The sequence below is a fragment of the Nonomuraea sp. NPDC026600 genome (genome assembly GCF_040638335.1).
GTDB lineage: Bacteria > Actinomycetota > Actinomycetes > Streptosporangiales > Streptosporangiaceae > Nonomuraea.
Genome location: NZ_JBEZYD010000007.1, coordinates 69703 through 87657, shown reverse-complemented (window position 1 = coordinate 87657; position 17955 = coordinate 69703). Strand labels below are relative to the sequence as shown.

The 17955-nt window shown below is 70.3% G+C and carries 18 protein-coding genes and 1 pseudogene; 13 read left to right on the top strand and 6 right to left on the bottom strand.

Features of this window, described 5'->3' with window-relative positions; all coding sequences use genetic code 11:
- Positions 1-54: 54 nt before the first annotated feature.
- A pseudogene (locus AB0F17_RS18670) lies at positions 55-408 on the bottom strand (Fe-Mn family superoxide dismutase); the annotation flags it as partial.
- A 5-nt stretch (positions 409-413) separates the two neighbouring features.
- A complete protein-coding gene (locus AB0F17_RS18665; RefSeq protein WP_358024124.1) occupies positions 414-947 on the bottom strand; it encodes a GNAT family N-acetyltransferase in 534 nt (177 codons plus the stop codon).
- A gap of 139 nt (positions 948-1086) precedes the next feature.
- Between AB0F17_RS18665 and AB0F17_RS18660 the strand changes: the two genes are divergently transcribed.
- The 9 genes from AB0F17_RS18660 (at position 1087) to AB0F17_RS18620 (ending at position 9887) form a co-directional block, all read left to right on the top strand.
- Positions 1087-2724 (top strand): ABC transporter substrate-binding protein, encoded by a 1638-nt coding sequence (locus AB0F17_RS18660; RefSeq protein ID WP_358024122.1) that lies wholly within the window; start codon positions 1087-1089, stop codon positions 2722-2724.
- Complete coding sequence (locus AB0F17_RS18655) at positions 2724-3674, top strand: ABC transporter permease (RefSeq protein WP_358024119.1); 951 nt, start codon at positions 2724-2726, stop codon at positions 3672-3674. The genes AB0F17_RS18660 and AB0F17_RS18655 overlap by 1 nt, the downstream gene beginning before the upstream one ends.
- Entirely contained in the window at positions 3671-4507 is an 837-nt protein-coding gene (locus AB0F17_RS18650) for an ABC transporter permease (protein WP_358024116.1), read from the top strand. Before AB0F17_RS18655 ends, AB0F17_RS18650 begins: the two co-directional genes overlap by 4 nt.
- Positions 4504-6504 carry an ABC transporter ATP-binding protein gene (locus AB0F17_RS18645; protein ID WP_358024113.1) on the top strand — a complete coding sequence of 667 codons (2001 nt, stop codon included), beginning with the start codon at positions 4504-4506 and terminating at the stop codon, positions 6502-6504. The genes AB0F17_RS18650 and AB0F17_RS18645 overlap by 4 nt, the downstream gene beginning before the upstream one ends.
- A 20-nt stretch (positions 6505-6524) precedes the next feature.
- Positions 6525-7169, top strand: a complete 645-nt coding sequence (locus tag AB0F17_RS18640) for an alpha/beta hydrolase (RefSeq protein ID WP_358024110.1) — start codon at positions 6525-6527, stop codon at positions 7167-7169.
- The gene (locus tag AB0F17_RS18635) at positions 7166-8188 is read left to right on the top strand and encodes a 2-oxoglutarate and iron-dependent oxygenase domain-containing protein (RefSeq protein ID WP_358024106.1); all 1023 of its coding nucleotides are present in this window, start codon (positions 7166-7168) and stop codon (positions 8186-8188) included. Before AB0F17_RS18640 ends, AB0F17_RS18635 begins: the two co-directional genes overlap by 4 nt.
- A 131-nt stretch (positions 8189-8319) precedes the next feature.
- Positions 8320-8955, top strand: a complete 636-nt coding sequence (locus AB0F17_RS18630) for an iron-containing alcohol dehydrogenase (RefSeq protein ID WP_358024103.1) — start codon at positions 8320-8322, stop codon at positions 8953-8955.
- Between the two features lie 37 nt (positions 8956-8992).
- The gene (locus AB0F17_RS18625) at positions 8993-9166 is read left to right on the top strand and encodes a hypothetical protein (RefSeq protein ID WP_358024100.1); all 174 of its coding nucleotides are present in this window, start codon (positions 8993-8995) and stop codon (positions 9164-9166) included.
- A gap of 61 nt (positions 9167-9227) precedes the next feature.
- Positions 9228-9887 (top strand): methyltransferase domain-containing protein, encoded by a 660-nt coding sequence (locus AB0F17_RS18620; protein WP_358024098.1) that lies wholly within the window; start codon positions 9228-9230, stop codon positions 9885-9887.
- A gap of 26 nt (positions 9888-9913) precedes the next feature.
- Here AB0F17_RS18620 and AB0F17_RS18615 read toward each other — a convergent pair whose 3' ends face one another.
- The 4 genes from AB0F17_RS18615 to AB0F17_RS18600 are packed head-to-tail and all read right to left on the bottom strand — an operon-like array spanning position 9914 to position 12658.
- Positions 9914-11146 carry an alkyl sulfatase dimerization domain-containing protein gene (locus AB0F17_RS18615; protein ID WP_358024095.1) on the bottom strand — a complete coding sequence of 411 codons (1233 nt, stop codon included), beginning with the start codon at positions 11144-11146 and terminating at the stop codon, positions 9914-9916.
- Positions 11147-11162: 16 nt separating this feature from the next.
- Positions 11163-11579, bottom strand: coding sequence for an arsenate reductase ArsC (locus AB0F17_RS18610; RefSeq protein ID WP_358024092.1), 417 nt, complete (start codon positions 11577-11579; stop codon positions 11163-11165).
- 21 nt (positions 11580-11600) lie between these two features.
- Positions 11601-12314, bottom strand: a complete 714-nt coding sequence (locus tag AB0F17_RS18605) for an MIP/aquaporin family protein (protein WP_358024090.1) — start codon at positions 12312-12314, stop codon at positions 11601-11603.
- The gene (locus AB0F17_RS18600; RefSeq protein ID WP_358024088.1) at positions 12311-12658 is read right to left on the bottom strand and encodes a metalloregulator ArsR/SmtB family transcription factor; all 348 of its coding nucleotides are present in this window, start codon (positions 12656-12658) and stop codon (positions 12311-12313) included. The genes AB0F17_RS18605 and AB0F17_RS18600 overlap by 4 nt, the downstream gene beginning before the upstream one ends.
- A 189-nt stretch (positions 12659-12847) precedes the next feature.
- On the opposite strand from AB0F17_RS18600, the gene AB0F17_RS18595 reads away from it, so the two are divergent.
- From AB0F17_RS18595 to AB0F17_RS18580, 4 genes are all read left to right on the top strand, one after another.
- Positions 12848-13402 (top strand): EF-hand domain-containing protein, encoded by a 555-nt coding sequence (locus AB0F17_RS18595; RefSeq protein WP_358024085.1) that lies wholly within the window; start codon positions 12848-12850, stop codon positions 13400-13402.
- A 193-nt stretch (positions 13403-13595) separates the two neighbouring features.
- The gene (locus AB0F17_RS18590) at positions 13596-14195 is read left to right on the top strand and encodes a helix-turn-helix domain-containing protein (protein WP_358024082.1); all 600 of its coding nucleotides are present in this window, start codon (positions 13596-13598) and stop codon (positions 14193-14195) included.
- The gene (locus AB0F17_RS18585) at positions 14195-15928 is read left to right on the top strand and encodes an ABC transporter ATP-binding protein (RefSeq protein ID WP_358024079.1); all 1734 of its coding nucleotides are present in this window, start codon (positions 14195-14197) and stop codon (positions 15926-15928) included. The genes AB0F17_RS18590 and AB0F17_RS18585 overlap by 1 nt, the downstream gene beginning before the upstream one ends.
- 64 nt (positions 15929-15992) lie before the next feature.
- Positions 15993-17948: an ABC transporter ATP-binding protein gene (locus AB0F17_RS18580; protein WP_358024076.1), complete on the top strand. Its 1956-nt coding sequence runs from the start codon at positions 15993-15995 to the stop codon at positions 17946-17948.
- Positions 17949-17955 lie beyond the last annotated feature (7 nt).

The following is a 17955-nucleotide window of genomic DNA, read 5'->3' as shown; positions in this document are numbered from 1 at the left end:
ATCGCTGTCGCGGCGGTCGATATCGAACACCGCCAAGGGCAGCAGGACTGCCTACTCGACCACCAGGCGGCGGCCCAGCGGCTCCCAGGCCAGCACGCCCCAGCCGGAGCCCTGAACGGTGGCGGTGGCGGTGGTGAGCTGCTTGGCGAAGGCGTCGAAGGAGCCGAAGTGCTCAGTGATCGCATCGCCCAACTCGCCGTCGGGGCGGTCACCGCCGTCGGGGGACAGGTTCTGCCAGAAGATCGTGTGCAGGACGTGGCCGGACAGGTGGAACGCGTACGTTTTCTCCAGCCCTACCAGGCCGCCGAACTCTCCCTTGTCCCGGGCTTCGGCCAGCCGTTCCAGGGTGTCGTTGGCGCCCTTGACGTAGGCGGCGTGGTGTTTGGCGTGGTGCAGTTCCAGGATCTCCAGGATCAGCTTGGCGACAGGAACACGACGACGTCCGTCTCGTTGCCCGGCAGGGGTTCGGGCTCCTGCCAGCCGAGGTGGCGGTAGAACGCGAGAGTGTCGTGCGCCTGGTTCCAGGCCAGCAGCCACGCCCGGCCGCCGGGTGCGGTGGCGGTGAGGGCGGACAGCAGCCGCCGCCCTAAACCGGTGCCGCGGGTGTGTGACCGTACTCCCAGTTCGTCGACCTCGAAGGTGCCCACCAGCAGATCGTTCACCCGGTCGGCGCCGAGCCGCCTGGTCACCTTCCCGTAGGCGCGGTCGGTGCGGAACGGGGCCTGGGTGATCCAGCCCGTGACGAAGCCATCTATCTCACCGTCGTCTGACATCGCCAGCATGGCCCGGAAGCCGGGGCGGTGCGCGTCCGACTCGATCCGCTCGCGGAATGCCGTCCGGGTGGCCTCGGCCTCCCGGTGCTGCCAGGGCGGGGCGGTGAAGATCTCGACGTAGGCCTCGGTGAGTTCGTCGGCGATGGCAAGGATGTCCAGCTCGAAGTGTCGCATGGCGAGCAAACTTATCCTCCGGACCGCGCGGGAAACCGCGGTCCGTCCCCTGTGGTTCGCCGATCGCGAAGAGCCCTCCATTGACAACATTCTATTCCTACCTGAATAGTGGGATATCGAACGTTACCTAGGAGCTCCAATGAGGGAATTGCCCCGTCCCTTCGACCGGTCCGGCCCACCCGGCACGGCGAAGCACGTCATGACCCGGCGGACCCTGCTCGCCGGGACGGGAGGCGGAGCTCTCGCGCTGCTGCTGGCCGCCTGCGGAACAGGCGACGGCGTGGCCACACAGACCGGTGCGGACGTGACTGCCGCGGCGTCCGCACCACCCCGCCCCGGCGGGACGCTCCGCGCCGGATCGCCCCCGCCGCCCACCGCCGTGGACCCGGTCACCATGTACGACGGGTCGGCCATCGCCATCGTGCAGCTCGTCGCCGACTACCTGGTCTGGCTCGACCGGGACTTCAGCCTGAAGCCGAGGCTGGCCGAGAAGTGGGAGTCCGAGGAGGGCGGCAAGCGGTGGGCGTTCACGTTGCGCCAGGGCGTCACCTTCTCCGACGGCACGCCACTCGACGCGGAGACCGTCAAGGCGAGCTTCGACCGGCTGCTCGACCCCGACTCCAAGTCGGCCGCCCTGTCGGCGTTCGACACGGTGCTGGGCAAGGGAGGGGTGAGCGTCCGCGACGCCGCCACGGTCGTCTTCACGCTCGAACGGGCCTTCTCCGACTTCCCGTACCTGGTCTCGGCGGGCAACTACAACGCGGTGATCCTCAAGAAGGACTACGCGGGGAACTTCACCAAGAAGCCGATCGGCACCGGGCCCTTCCTGCTGGAGTCGTACGACGCCGCGTCGGGGGCGACGTTCACCCGTAACCCGAAGTACTGGGAGCCGGGCAAGCCGTATCTCGACGGGGTGCAGATCAAGTTCTACGCCGACGACCAGGCGGACCTGCTGGCGCTGCAGAGCGGTGAGATCGACGCGCAGATCCTCAGCCGCCCGCAGCTCGTCGGCCCGCTCAAGGGCATCGGCGACATCACCGTCGATCAGGTCCAGGGCACGGGGCTGACCGCGTTCACGCTGCGGACGGACCGGGCGCCGTTCGACCGCAAGGAGGCGCGGCAGGCCGTCGCGTACGCGCTCGACCGGCCGGGCGTGAACGCCACGGTCTACGACGGCATCGGAGCCTTGGGCAACGACCATCTGTTCGCCCCCTTGTTCCCCGCCACGCCGGGCGATGTCGCGCAGCGGGCGAAGGACCCGGCCAAGGTCGCCGAACTGCTCGGCGGGCAGCCGCTGTCGTTCACGCTGACGTATGACCCGCCGAGCAAGGACTACGCGCTGACCGTCCAGAACCAGCTCAAGCAGGCGGGCATCCAGGTCGAGCTGGACCAGCGCAGTTCGGCCGACTTCTACGGCGGCGACCAGGACAAGGACACGCCGTGGCTGTTCTCCACCGCGAACCTGGTCGGCTGGGCCGGGCGCGCGACCCCCAGCCAGTTCGTCATCCCCATGGTCAAGGGCGGCGGCGTGTGGAACGGCTCCAAGTACGCCAACTCCGCCCTGGACGCCGCCGCCGACGCCTACGACGCGGCCCGGACCGACGACGACCGCAAGGCACAGGCTGAGATCATCGCCAAGGCGCTGCACGAGGACGTGCCGTTGATCGTGTCCGTGTGGAGCGGCACCGTACGGGCCTACAACGCCGGGAAGTTCACCGGCATCCAGGCGCATCCGTCGAGCTACGTCGACTTCAGCTCGGTCTCCCAGGTGGTGTGATGCGGTTCCTGCTGCGCCGGCTGGCGGCTGTGCCGCTCACCTTGCTCGGGGTGTCGGTGCTGGTGTTCGTCACGACCGAGCTGGTGCCCGGCGACGTCGCGCGCACGATACTCGGCCGCGAGGCGAGCGCGGAGTCGGTCGCCCGGCTGCGCGGGCAGCTCGGCCTGGACCGGCCACTGCCGGAGCGGTACGCGGACTGGCTGGGCGGCTTCGTCACCGGCAGGTGGGGCGAGTCCTACACGCTGCGGGTGCCGGTCCGCGACCTCGTGCTCGACCGGCTGTCGGCCTCGATGCTGCTGGCCGCGCTGGCGTTCGCGCTGCTCGTGCCGGTCGCGGTCACGCTCGGTCTGGTCGCGGGCGTCAACCACGACCGGCCGATGGACCGGCTGGTCAGCGTGACGGGGCTGGCGCTGGGCGCGACCCCGGAGTTCGTGACCGGTGTGATTCTGCTGGTGGTGTTCGCCGTGCGGTTGCGCTGGTTCCCCGCCTCGGCCAAGGCGCCGGACGGCTCCTCGCTGCTCGCCAGGCTCGGCCACCTGGCACTGCCCGCGTTCTCGCTGGTGGTGCTGTGCACCGGGTACGTCGCCCGGCACGTCCGCGCCGGCGCGGTGACCGCGATCGAGAGCCCGTACGCGAGCGCCGCCGAGCTGCGCGGTCTGACCAGGTGGCAGGTGGTGCGGCGGCACGTGCTGCGCAACTCCACCATCTCGGCCACCAGCGCGCTCGGCGTGCAGCTGCAGTTCCTGCTGGGCGGGCTGGTCACGGTGGAACTGCTGTTCAACCATCCCGGCATCGGGGCGTTGCTGCTGTCGTCCGCGGTCGACAAGGACCTGCCGACGCTGCAGGCGACGGCGATGGTGCTGGGCCTGCTCTACATGCTGATCGTCTTGGCGGCCGACGTCGGGTTCCGGCTGCTCGATCCGCGGATCCGGCTCGGGGTGGCATCGTGACCGCCATCGCGCTCCCGTACGCGCGGCGGCGCCACGGGGCCGCCCTGGGGATCGGTGCGGCGATCATCGTCGCATGGGCGGTGGTCGCGGCGTTCTGGCCGCAGCTCGTGCCGTACGAGCCGGATCTGCTGGATCCGGCGAGCCGCTTCCTCCCGCCGGGCAGCGCGCACTGGCTGGGAACCGACCAGTTCGGCAGGGACACCTTCTCGCGGCTGCTCGCCGGGGCCAGACCGGTGCTCCTGGTGGCGCCGACGGCGACCGCGCTGGCGGTCGTGGCCGGAGCGCTGGTGGGGCTGGCGGCCGGAACCTACGGCGGCCTGGTGGACGAGATCGTCATGCGGGTGCTCGACGCCGTCGTGGTCTTCCCCTCCATCATCGCCACCGTGCTGGTCGTGGCGCTGGCGGGACGGTCGGTCACGGTGATGGTGCTGGTCATCGCCGCGTCGTTCGTGCCGATCGTGGCACGCAGCGTGCGCGCGGCCACGCTGGTGGAGCGGGAGAAGTCGTACGTCGAGGCGGCCCGGCTGCGCGGTGAGCGCTCCTGGGGCCTGACGGTACGCGAGATCCTGCCGAACGTCTCCTCGACGGTGATCGTGGAGGCGACGTCCCGCTTCGGCGACGCGATCTTCGCCGCCGCCACGCTGTCGTTTCTCGGGCTGGGGCAGCCGCCCGGCTCACCGGACTGGGGGGCCTCGGTGTCGGACAACCGGTTGTGGCTGCAACTGGCGCCCTGGACGGTGCTCGCGCCGGCGCTGGCCATCGCCTCACTCGTGGTCGGGATCGCGCTGGTCGCCGACGCCCTGCGCGGGCGCTGGGAGGCGGGGCGATCGTGAACGGGCTTCGCGTCGAAGAGCTGTCCGTCGCCTATGGCGGGAAGGTCGCGGTGAACGGCGTGTCGTTCACAGTGGCGCCCGGTCAGACGTACGGGCTCGTGGGGGAGTCGGGGTGCGGCAAGACGACCATCGGGCGAGCGTTCGGGCGCCAGGTCGCGCGGAGTGGTCTGATCACCGGGGGCCGGATCGTCGTTGACGGCGTGGACGTGCTCGCGTTGTCCCCCGCGGCGCTGCGGCGCTGGCGGGCCGAGGCGCTGGCCGTCGTTCAGCAGGAGGCGAGCGCCGCGCTCGATCCGACCATGCGGATCGGCACACAGCTCGCGCAGGCGCTGCGCGCACGGGGACGCGATCGCGCCGCCGCGCGCCAAGAGGTGCCCGAGCTGCTGGAGCGGGTCCGGCTGCCCGACCCCGCCGCGATCGCCCGCCGTTACCCGCACCAGCTCTCCGGCGGGCAGCAACAGCGGGTGGTCATCGCCGCCGCGCTGGCCGCGCGCCCTCGGCTGCTCGTCCTCGACGAGCCCACGACCGGTCTCGACGCCACTGTCGAGCGGGAGATCCTCGACCTCATCGGAGAGCTGCGCACCGAACTCGGGGCGGCGGTGGTGCTGATCAGCCACGACCTCGGCCTGGTCGGGCGGCTGTGCGACCGGGTGGGGGTTCTGTACGCGGGCCGCCTGGTGGAGGAGGGCCCGGTCGGCGAGGTCCTGTCCGATCCCGCGCACCCGTACCCGGCGGCACTGCTGGCCAGTACGCCTGGGCTGGGCCGGAACCGGCGCACGCACCCGCTGACGGCCATCCCGGGCCACCCGCCCGCGCCGGGGGAGCAGCAGGACGGCTGCTCGTTCGCGCCACGCTGCCCACAGGCGGACGACCTGTGCCGATCCACCGCGCCCACCCTGTCCACCGCGCCCGACGAAGCCACAGCGGGCCTTCACCTGGTGCGCTGCCACCATCCGGGGCAGACCGCGCAAGCCGTCTCCCTGCCGCGGCCGGCCGCGTCGGGCGCTGCGCTGCGGTCGGCCGGGTCGGATCGTCGGCCGGAGCCCGCCGTGTCCCAGCCCCCGCCCCTCCCGCCGGACGGCGGGCCGTTGCTGGAGGTCCGTGGGCTGACCCGCCGCTACGGCAAGACCGTTGCCGTGGACGGCGTCGATCTGGTGATCCGGCGGGGTGAGGTGGTCGGGCTGGTCGGCGAGTCCGGCAGCGGCAAGACCACCCTCGCCAGGACGGTGGCCGGGCTGGGCGGACGCGGACCGGGAACGATCACGTTGCGTGGCCGGCCGCTGCACCCCTCCGCGACGCGGCGGGCGCCCGAGCAGCGGCGCGCCATCCAGATGGTGTTCCAGAATCCTTACGCCTCGCTCAACCCGAGCCACACCATCCGCACGATCCTCACCAAGGCCGCGCGCAGCCTCGGCGGGCCGCTCGATCCGGCGGGGCTGGCACATGAGGCGGGGCTCGACGCGCACGTTCTCGATGCCCGGCCCGAGCGGCTGTCCGGCGGGCAGCGGCAGCGGGCGGCCATCGCCCGCGCCTTCGCCGGGGTTCCCGACCTGGTGGTGTGCGACGAGCCGGTGTCCGCGCTGGACGTGAGCGTGCAGGCCGGGGTGCTGCGGCTGCTCGACGACCGGCAGCGGGCGAGCGGCACGTCGTACCTGTTCATCTCGCACGACCTCGCCGTCGTCGGCTATCTCGCCGACCGGATCGCGGTGATGTACCGAGGCCAGGTCGTCGAGCAAGGGCCGGCCGAGCAGGTGCTGTACGGCCCGCACCACCCCTACACGGCGGTCCTCGTCGGCAGCCGCCCGCCCGCACCCCCGCGGCAGGGGGATGGCGGCGGTACGGGCTGCCGGTTCGCGGCCGGCTGCCCGAGCCGCGTCGACGGGCTGTGCGACACGAGCGCGCCCCCCGTGCGCGACCTCGGCCAGGAGCATCTCGTCCACTGCCACCTCGACCCCGCCCACCTCCCGTACCGCACCCAAGGCAGCACGGCGCCGTAACCCTCTCTCCAGGAGGCAGCATGTCCACATCAGCCCTGTCCGACAATGAATTCGCAGACCTGCCCGGACCTGTCCAGCGCCGCTGGGTCACCGTCTCCACCGGCGAGCACGTGAGCGGCGTCGTCTGGGGATCCGGCCCGTCGGAGGCCGTGCTGCTGCACGCCGCCGGCGGCAGTGGCCGCGACTGGGACGGCCCGCTGTCCGGGATCAGCCGCCCCACGCTCGCCCTGGACCTGCCGGGACACGGCAGGTCCAGCCGCCGCGCGGCCGTCTACACGCCGCGCAAGCTCGTCCTTCCCGTCGCCGAGGCGATCAAGTCGTTCGCCCCGAAGACCAAGGCGGTGGCCGGGACCGGGCTCGGCGCGCTCACCGCCGTCGCGCTGGCGGCCCGGCATCCCCACCTGGTTCCCGCGCTGATCCTGATCGGCACCCTGCCCGGCCACCCCGATCCCTCGGACGACGAGTACCTCTGGAACGGCCTGTCCGGCCTGGCCGCCGCCGGAACGCCCATCACCGTAGTCCGAGCCGGCCTGTCCGACGCCGCTGTGGCCGAGCTCCGCGACCGCGTCCCCGCCGCGCGGCTCCTCCCCGCAGGGCGGCTCGACACCGCCGCCGAACTCGCCGACCTCCTGCTGACCGGCACGACCACAAGGAGCACCGCATGACCGTCCGCATCCCCGTCATCGACCTCGAGCTCGCCCTCAGCGACGACGCCCCGCCCGAACTGCTCGCCGCCGCCCGCGAGTCGGCCGAGCAGATCGGCATCATCCAGGTGACCAACCACGGAGTGCCCGACGAGCTCATCGACGGCTTCCACGACTCCATCGGCCGTGTCCTGGCCCTTCCCCGGGAGGAGAAGGCGAAGCTGGCCAGCCCCACCGGCCATCCCTACCGCGGCTGGCGACAGTGGCCGGACGACTTCGGCCGCCTGGAGCTGGAACGCTTCAACATCGGCCAGTTCGGCAGCGTCGAGGAGGCCCAGGCGGCCGGACTCGGCGAGGAGTACGCCCAGCTCTATGCTCACCCCAACGTGTGGCCGGAGCAGGAGCCGGGGCTGAAGGACCTGGCCGCGCGCTACCACGACGCCTCGGTCGCAGTGGCCGAGAAAGTGCTCACCCTGTACGCGCGGCTGCTCGGCGTCCCCGCCGAGACCTTCCCCACCTCCGGACGCCCCTACTACACCAGCTTCGTCGTCAACGACTACCCGACCTGGACCCACGACGGCGGCGAGGCGGACGAGGACAAGCTGCTGCTGCTCGAGCACGCCGACGGCTCCGCGCTCACGGTGCTGCACCAGCGCGGCGACTACGCCGGGCTGCAGGGCCGCGGCCCCGACGGCGAGTGGATACCGGTGCCGATCGTGCCCGGAGCCTTGCAGGTTTTCTCCGGCCACATCCTCACCAAGTGGACCAACGGCCGTCTGTCCGCGGGCACGCACCGAGTGGTCGCGGGCGGCTCGGTCACCAGGCGCTCGACCGGCGTGTTCTGGCATCCCAGCCTGGACACGGTGATCGAGCCGCTGGCCCCGTTCGCCGGCCCCGAGGGCTCCGACTACGAGCCGGTGCTGCTGTGGGACCAGGCCAAGCGGCAGGTCGAGGAGTACCTGGAGGTGTTCGGCCGGCCCGACCAGGTCGCGGCGTGGCGCGAGCGCCGCCCGTACGTCGCCGAGCTGGCGCAGGCCTGACCGTGCCCGCGTCCGGCACCTTCAACGGGGAGCCGAGCGAGCGCTGACCCCGAGCGCCGGGCTCCCTCCCGGAGGCGGAGCCCGGCACCCGCCCGCATGCGTGATGTTCCAGAACGGGTAAGGGGATCAGCATGACGACCACGCCTCCGGTCAACCCCGAGACCGTCTTCACCTACGGCGCGCCCCAGCTCAAGTTCGGCAACGGCGCCTCCGACGAGATCGGCTTCGACCTCAGCCGGTACGGCGGCGTCCGGCGCGGGCTCGACGTGCTGTCACTCAAGGTCAAGACCGGTATCAGCCACGCCGGGCTGCGCCCCGCACTCGCCGTCGTCGACCCTGACCTGACGCTGACCCAGCCCGCGCCCGTGACCGCCTCGGCCGGTATGGACATCGTCTGCCACGCGGTCGAGAGTTACACCGCCCGCTGGTACACCGGCGGCGAGCGTAAACGCCCTGAGCAGCGAGTGCCCTACTGCGGCGCGAACCCGATCTCCGACATGTGGGCCGAGCAGGCCATGCGGCTGCTGGCCAGGTCGTTCCGGCGCGCCGTGCGCCACGGCGACGACGCGGCGGCCCGCGGCGAGATGGCCCTGGCCGCGACGTTCGCCGGGATGGGCTTCGGCAACGCCGGCGTGCACATTCCGCACGCCAACGCCTATCCCATCGCCGGGCAGGTGCGCGACTTCCACCCGAAGGGGTATCCCGGGCACGAGCCGATGGTTCCGCACGGGATGTCGGTCGCGCTCACGGCGCCGGAGGCGGGCTGAGGCGGCCGAGTTCCTGCCGTCCGTCCTCATCGACCTCATGCGCGACATCGGCCTCCCCAACGGGATCGGCGCCGTCGGGTACGGCACGGGCGACATAGACGCACTCGTCGAAGGGGCGATGAGACAGCAGCGCCTGCTCGCGACCGCTCCGCTGCCGGTGACCGAGGATGACGTGGCAGGCATCTTCGCCCGCTCGATCGAACTGTGGTGACCCAGCACCGTCTCGAGAATGACCTCGGCTCACCGTACACGCAGGAGTTCCAGACATGATCATGTCCTCTCGTTCCTTCCTCGAATACCGGGCCATGTTCGCGTTCGACGAACGTGACCTGGACGGGGTCCTCCTCGACTGCGCCGGGGGCGCGTCCGGCTTCGTCGCCGAGGCCCGCGCGATGGGCGTCCGGGCGCTGGCGGCGGACCCGCTTTACGCGGATGGCGCCGCCGTGCTCGCCGAGCGCCTGTCGGCCGACCTGGACCAGGGCAACGCCATGATCAGCGAGAACGCCGACCGGTTCGTTTGGGGGTGGTACGGCTCGGCCGAACGCCGCCGGGAGATGCGGCTGCGCGCCAGGAGCGCGTTCATCGCCGACATCCACCGGCGGCCCGGCGCGTATCTCGCCGCCTGCCTGCCACACCTCCCGCTGGCCGACGGAAGCGTGGACCTGGTGCTCTGCTCACACCTGCTGTTCACCTGGGCAGACCGGCTCGATCAGGAATGGCACCGGGCGGCGATCATGGAAATGAGCCGGGTCAGCCGACGCGAGGTAAGGATCTTCCCGCTGGTCCGCATGGGCGACGGCGAGCCGGTCCCGTTTCTCGACGCGCTTCGAGCGGATCTGCGAGCCGAAGGGCTGACGTGCGCGGTCCGCGAGGTCCCGTACGAGTTCCAGCGCGGCGCCCGCCACATGCTGACCGTCGCCAAGCGCCGCTGACTTGCTTGGAGGTGAGGGCGCCGCTCTCAGGAGCGCTGCCTGGACTCCGCGGCGGCCCAGGCGAAGATGCCCTTCGCCATGAGGGACAGTTCGCCGGCCGCCCTGGTGGAGAAGACCTCCGCGCGTACGCGATGCACCCCCGCGTCGTCCGGAGCCGCCAGGGCGGCCATTTCCGCCAAATGCCCGGCCAGCCGCTCGTCGCCGCCGGAAAGGGCCTTGAGCGCCGCGTCCGCGAGGGCTCGCGCCCCGCCCGCCAGTTCCGCGACCGCTTTCGCCAGCACCGCCTCGGGGGCGGGCTTCAGATGGGCCGGATTGCCGTCGTACCAGCCGCCGTACAGGCGCCACAGATTGTGTACGACGAACTCCGGCTCGTCGTACCGTGCCCGCAGATAGGGCCGGTCGGCGAGATGCTCCGGCGCCTTCACGGAGTGGACGATCTCGTCGAGCCGCGCGCCCGCGTTGAGCAGTTCCAGGGTCTGCGTGACGAGCGACTCCAGCCATTCGGCCGTTTCCAGCAACGCCTGCCGGATGCGGTCGCGGCCGAAGATCGGGGCGCCGTGGCCGGGAAGCATGATTTCGGCGTCCATGGCGGCCATCCGGTGCAACGCGTGCACCCATTCCCGGGGATAGCGCTGCGCCTTCTGCGGGTTGCCGCAGTTGGGCGTCACCCAGATGAACAGGTCTCCGGGCAGCAGCAGCCGGTGCTCGCGCACGTAGCCGATGGTCCCGTCGTCGGTCTCGCCCTTGGCGTGCAGGAGGTCGAACGTGAGCCCACCGCGCCGCACGGTCAGCGTGTCCGTGTAGGTCACGTCCGGACGGCGGTAGTCGGTGGGCCAGCGGAGCCCGGCGGCCTGGAACTGCCGCTGGTTGATCACCGAGTTGTAGCCATTTGTCAATACATAACGCTCGAATCGATCAACAACCGCTTTATGGGCGTAAATCGTGGCAGACGGCCCCGATTCCTCGAACGGCCCCGTCCCGAAGACGTGATCGATGTGCCCGTGCGAGTAGAACGCGGCGGTCAGCGGTGCCCGCGTCCAGGCCCGGACGTCCTCGTGCAATTTCGCCGCCGAGAACGAGCCGCCGGTGTCGAACAACACCAGCTCGCCTTCGGTCTCGAATGCGGTCACGTTGCCGAACCCTGGCCACCAGCCGAGACCTTCGGTGATCGGCTGTACGCCCTTGCCCTGCATGCCCGCGTCCACGACGCTGTCGTCCGATTCGCCGCGCCACACGCGTTCGGCGTACTCGATAATCATGGGGCCAACCCTGCTTCTAGAACCCGATTCTAGGCAAGAGGAGTTCCTTGATCAGCTTCTCGATGCGGGTGCGGATCTCGTCGCGGATCGGGCGGACGGCCTCGATGCCCTGCCCGGCGGGGTCGTCGAGCTGCCAGTCCTCATACCGCTTGCCGGGGAAGATGGGGCAGGCGTCGCCGCAGCCCATGGTGATGACGACGTCGGAGGCCCGCACGGCCTCGGCGGTGAGGATCTTGGGCTGCCGGCCGGTGATGTCGACGCCGACCTCGCGCATCGCCTCGACGGCGACGGGGTTGATCTGGTCGGCGGGCGCCGATCCGGCGGAGCGCACCTCGATGCGGTCCTCGGCCAGGTGGGCGAGCCATCCTGCGGCCATCTGAGAGCGTCCGGCGTTGTGCACGCAGACGAAAAGGACGCTGGGCTTGTCACTCAAAGGGTGACTCCTTTCCATCGGTCAGCGGGAGCCGAGATGAGGGATGACCGGCTCGGCTGTGCCCGCCTTGGGGCGGCCGAACAGGCCGTGGACCAGCAGCAGTCCGACGGCGCCGCCGATCAGCTGGGCGGCGACGAAGCCGGGTAGCGAGGCGGGGGCGATGCCGGCGAAGGTGTCGGAGAAGGCGCGGCCGATGGTGACGGCGGGATTGGCGAAGCTGGTGGAGGAGGTGAACCAGTAGGCCGCGCCGATGTAGCCGCTCACCGCCAGCGGGGCGGCAGTCGTACGGCCCGATCGGGTCAGGCAGAAGATCACCAGCACCAGGCCCGCGGTCGCGACGAGCTCGCCCAGCCACAGGTGCGCGCTCGATCGCTGCGTGCTCGACCAGGTGACCGGGGGCTTGCCGAACATCGCGTTGGCCAGCACCGCACCGCCGATCCCGCCCAGCACCTGGGCGGCGACGTAACCGCTGAGCTCGCCCACCGACAGGCCGGCTCCGGTACGCCGTCCCTGCCACCAGTCGGCCAGCGACACCACCGGATTGAAGTGGGCACCGGAGACCGGGCCCAGCACGACGATGAGCACGGCCAGGCCGAAGACGGTGGCCGTGGAGTTCTCCAGGAGTTGCAGGCCCACGTCGCGCGGGGAGAGGGCCTGGGCCATGATCCCCGACCCCACGACCACGGTCACCAGCAGCGCGGTGCCGACAAACTCGGCCAGCAGGCGGCGCCTCACCCGACCACCTCAGCGGGTGCCGCGAGCAGCGCCGACAGCTCGGCGAGCCGGTCCGGCACGGTCCGGTAGTACACCCAGGAAGCCCGCCGCTCACTGGTCAGCAGGCCGACGTCCTTGAGCACTTTCAGGTGGTGGCTGATGGTCGGCTGCGACAGGTCGAAGGCGTCGTTGATGTCGCAGACGCACACCTCACCGCCCGCGTGGCTGGCCACGATGGACAGGATGCGCAGCCGTACCGGATCGCCCAACGCCTTGAACACCCGGGCCACGCCCTCGGCCTGCTCGGTGTCCAGGGGCCGGCGCGCCAATGGCGGGCTGCACCCCATGATCTGCAACAGCTCCATCGGCCTTCCTCAATATCGATTCATGTCTATATCGACAGTAGTCTATGCGAGCTCGCTCAGGAGGTCGCGCCGATCTCCTGGAGCGGGCAACGCCGAGTAGATCGCCGCCCCACAATTCGATGGTTGCTCTAAGTAATTGCATGGGTACTTTATGTAGCGACAGTGATGGCAGGCGTACAGGAGGCAGCTGTGTCCCAGGAGTTGGTCGAGGCGAACATTGCCGGCGTCTTCGCGGTCTTCGACATCAACGGCGATGGCCACATCAGCGGGTCGGACTTCACATCGCGGGCCGGTCATCTCTGCGATGCCCTGGCGCCAGAGGTCGGCTCCCCCCACCACGACGCCCTTCAGTCCGCCTTCGCCGCCTGGTGGGAACAACTCCGCGACGACATCGACGGCGACGGCGACGGCAGGGTGAGCCGGGAGGAGTTCGTGGCGGCGATGCTCTCGGGCGCGGGCCGCGACCCACGCTTCCTCGCGGCGGTCGACCGGGTGACCGGCGCCGTCTTCGACGCCGCCGACGGCGACGGGGACGGTCACATCTCACGCGAGGAGTTCGTCCGCTTCTACCACGCTGTGGAGATCCCCGAAGAAGCCATCTCGATCGCCTTCGACAAGCTGGACACCGACGGCGATGGCACGATCTCCCGCCAGGAGCTCATCGCGGGCACGCATGCGCTGCTCACCAGCTCGGATCCGGCCAAGCCGGGGACCTGGCTGGTGGGGAAGACGCCGGTGCACTGACCGGCGCGACCTCCTGCCGGCTCGCCCGCCCTCGGCAACGAGCGAAGGGCGAGCCGCAGGAGGCGGCTGCTTCAGGCGGTCCTCCGCCCCCAGGGGAGCAGGACCGCCTGAAGCCGTGACATATAACCACTTGAACGAGTGAGTACTCGCTCATTATGCTCGCCCTGTGACAAAGAGGCGCAGGGTGCCGGCCATGGCGCCAGAAGACCGACGGGCCGCGCTCATCGCCGCCACGCTCCCCCTGTTGCGTGAATACGGCACCGCCGTGAGCACCCGGCAGATCGCCGAGGCCGCGGGCGTGGCCGAGGGCACGATCTTCGGCGTCTTCCCCGACAAGGCCTCGCTGTTGCGGGCGGCGCTGATGAACGCGTTCGACGCGCAGCCGGCGATGGACGCGCTGGCCGCCATCGGCACGCGGACCGAGTTGCGCGCCCGGCTGCGCGAGGCCGTCACGATGCTGCGGGCGGGCATGAACGCCAACGCCAAGCTCCTTGCCGCGCCCGGGGACCCACTGGTCGACGATCCCGAGTTCCGCGAGCGGATGCTGGACAACCGGCGCCGGATCGGCTCGGCGCTCGCCGCCCTGATCGCGCCCGACCGCGACCGGCTGCGCCGCTCTCCCGAGGGCGCGGCGCACATGCTCCTCATGCTGATCGCGGTGAGCGTGCACCGCGGTTTCGGCCTGGGCGGCGAGTTCGGCGACATGGACGACGAGGAGATCGTCTCCGTCCTGCTCGACGGGCTGCTCGTCCGGCCGTCCTCCACTCCTCCTCCTACAGAAAGCCCTACGTGATGCTGCTCCGTCTTCTGCGGGCCCAGCTCAAGCCGTACGGGAAAGAGATCACGTTAGTCGTCCTCTTCCAGTTCGTGCAGACGCTGGCCACCCTCTATCTCCCCACCCTCAACGCCGACATCATCGACAACGGCGTCGTCAAAGGCGACACCGGATACATCGCACGCATCGGGCTGGTGATGCTCGGTGTGACGCTCATCCAGATCGCCTGCTCGATCGTGGCCGTGTACTACGGCGCCTGGACCTCGATGGCCCTGGGCCGGGATCTGCGGGCCGCGATCTTCCACCGGGTACAGGACTTCTCCGCCCAGGAGGTCAACCGGTTCGGGCCGCCGTCCCTGATCACCCGGACCACCAATGACGTGCAGCAGGTCCAGTTGCTCGTGCTGATGACGTTCACGATGATGGTGGCCGCGCCGATCATGTGCGTCGGCGGCATCGTGCTGGCGCTGCGCATCGACGCGACGCTGTCGTCGCTGCTGCTCGTCGTGCTGCCCGTGATGATCGTCATCGTGGGCGTGATCGTGATGCGGATGCGGCCGCTGTTCCGCGCGATGCAGGAGCGCATCGACCGGATCAACCAGGTGCTGCGCGAGCAGATCACCGGCATCCGGGTCATCAGGGCCTTCGTCCGTGACCGGCACGAGCGCGAGCGCTTCGCCGTGGCCAACGACCAGCTGACCGATGTGTCGCTGCGGGTCGGGCGGCTGATGGCGCTGATGTTCCCCTCGGTCATGCTGGTGGTGAACCTGTCCAGCGTCGCCGTGGTGTGGTTCGGCGGCCACCGCATCGCCGACGGGACCATGCAGGTGGGCGCGCTGACCGCGGTCATCTCCTACCTGATGCAGATCCTGATGTCGGTGATGATGGCGATGTTCATGTTCATGATGATCCCGCGGGCCGAGGTCTGCGCCGAGCGCATCGACGACGTGCTCGGCACCGAGCCGACCCTCGACCCGCCGGCCAGCCCCATCACCCCGGAAAGGCACCTCGGCGAGCTGGAGCTGCGCTCCGTGGACTTCCGCTATCCGGGCGCCGAGGAGCCGGTGCTGTGCGACGTGAGCTTCGCGGCGCGGCCGGGCCGTACCACCGCGATCATCGGCAGCACGGGCAGCGGTAAGACGACGCTGCTCAACCTCATCCCGCGCCTGTTCGACGCGAGCGGCGGTGAGGTGCTGGTCGATGGCGTCAACGTGCGCGACCTCGATCCGGCCGCGCTCTCCCGGGCGGTCGGCCTGGTCCCGCAGTCGCCCTACCTCTTCTCCGGCACCGTCGCCTCCAACCTGAGGTACGGCAAGCCGGACGCGACCGACGAGGAGCTGTGGCAGGCCCTCGACGTGGCCCAGGCCCGTGAGTTCGTCGAGGCGATGCCCGGCGGCCTGGAGGAGCCGATCTCCCAGGGCGGCACGAACGTCTCCGGCGGCCAGCGCCAGCGCCTGGCCATCGCCAGGACACTGGTGCACCGGCCCGAGATCTACCTGTTCGACGACTCCTTCTCCGCCCTCGACTACGCCACCGACGCCCGGCTGCGCGCCACGCTGGCCGAGAAGATCACAGACGCCACGATCGTCATCGTGGCCCAGCGGGTGAACACGATCCGCGACGCCGACCGCATCCTCGTGCTCGACGACGGCCGCGTGGTCGGCAGCGGCAACCACGCCGAGCTCATGACCAGCTGCCCGACATATCGGGAGATCGTGCTGTCCCAGCTCACCGAACAGGAGGCGGCATGACCGAGCTTGTCGAGGTCATCAATAAGCACAGCACCTCGGTCATGAGACCGACGAAGGAGGGCTCATGACCACCCAGGCGCCCCCGCGCCGCCCTCAGCCTGGTTTCGGCTCGGCACGGATGATGTCCGGGCCCGCCGAGAAGGCTCTCGACTTCGGCGGTTCGCTCCGCCGCCTGCTGCGGTTACTGCGCCCCGAGCGCACGCTGCTGGGGATCGTCCTGGCCCTCGGTACGGCCAGCGTCGCGCTGAGCGTGACGGGTCCCAAGATCCTCGGCCACGCCACGGACCTGATCTTCTCCGGCATCATCGGGGCCCGGCTGCCCGCGGGGGTCACCAAGGAGCAGGCCGTGGCGGGGCTGCGCGCCAAGGGCCAGGGCACGTTCGCCGACATGGTGTCGTCGATGAGCGTGGTGCCCGGTCACGGCGTCGACTTCACCGCGCTGGCCAAGGTGCTGGGCTGGGTGCTGGCGATCTACCTGCTGGCGGCGCTGCTCGGGATCGTGCAGTTCCGGCTGACCACGATCATCGTGCAGCGGGCGGCGTCCCGGCTGCGTGAGCGGATCGAGGCCAAGCTGGCGCGGCTGCCGCTGAGCTACTTCGACGGCCAGCCGCGCGGCGAGACCCTCAGCCGCGCCACCAACGACACCGACAACATCGCGCAGACGCTGCAGCAGACGATGAGCCAGCTCATCACGTCGGTGCTGACGGTCGTGGGGGTGCTGGTGGTGATGTTCTGGATCTCGCCGATCCTGGCGCTCATCGCGCTGGTCTCGGTGCCGCTGTCCGTCTATGTCACCGCGATCATCGGCAAGCGGTCGCAGCCGCAGTTCATCAAGCAGTGGTCCTCGACGGGCAAGCTCAACGGCCACATCGAGGAGATGTACGGCGGGCACACGCTGGTCAAGGTGTTCGGCAGGCAGAAGGAGGCCGCCGAGACCTTCGCCGAGCACAACCAGGCCCTGTTCACCTCCAGCTTCCGCGCCCAGTTCATCTCCGGGATGATCCAGCCGGCGATGATGTTCATCGGCAACCTCAACTACGTGCTGGTCGCCGTGGTGGGCGGGTTCAAGGTGGCCTCGGGCTCGATCTCGCTGGGCGACGTGCAGGCCTTCATCCACTACTCGCGGCAGTTCAGCCAGCCGCTGACCCAGGTGGCCGGCATGGCGAACCTGGTGCAGTCGGGCATCGCCTCGGCCGAACGGGTCTTCGAGCTGCTGGAGGCTCCCGAGCAGTCCCAGGAGCCCGCCAAGCCCGCCCGGCCCGCGCAGGTCAGGGGCCGCGTGGCGTTCGAGGACGTGTCCTTCCGCTACGCGCCGGACAGGCCGCTGATCGAGAACCTGTCGCTGACCGTGGAGCCCGGCCAGACCGTGGCCATCGTCGGCCCCACGGGAGCGGGCAAGACGACGCTGGTCAACCTCATCATGCGCTTCTACGAGGTGACCGGCGGCCGTATCACGCTCGACGGCGTCGACATCGCCGAGATGTCCAGGGAGGAGCTGCGCGCCAACATCGGCATGGTGCTGCAGGACACCTGGCTGTTCGCCGGCACGATCGCGGAGAACATCGGCTACGGGGCGGAAGGCGCCACGCCCGAACGGATCGAGGCCGCCGCGGAGGCCGCCCACGTGGACCGCATCGCGCACACGCTGTCCGACGGCTACGACACGGTGATCGACGAGGAGAGCGGTGCGACGGTCAGCGCGGGGGAGAAGCAGCTGATCACGATCGCCCGGGCGTTCCTGTCCGAGCCGGCGATCCTGATCCTGGACGAGGCGACCAGCTCGGTCGACACCCGGACCGAGGTGCTCATCCAGCGGGCGATGAGCTCGCTGCGCGAGGGACGTACCAGCTTCGTCATCGCCCACCGGCTGTCCACGATCCGCGACGCCAACCTGATCCTGGTCATGGAGAACGGGCGGATCGTCGAGCAGGGCACGCACGAGTCACTGCTGGCCGCGGACGGCGCCTACGCCCAGCTGTACTCGGCCCAGTTCGCCCAGGCCGTCGCGGAGGTGGATTAGATCATCC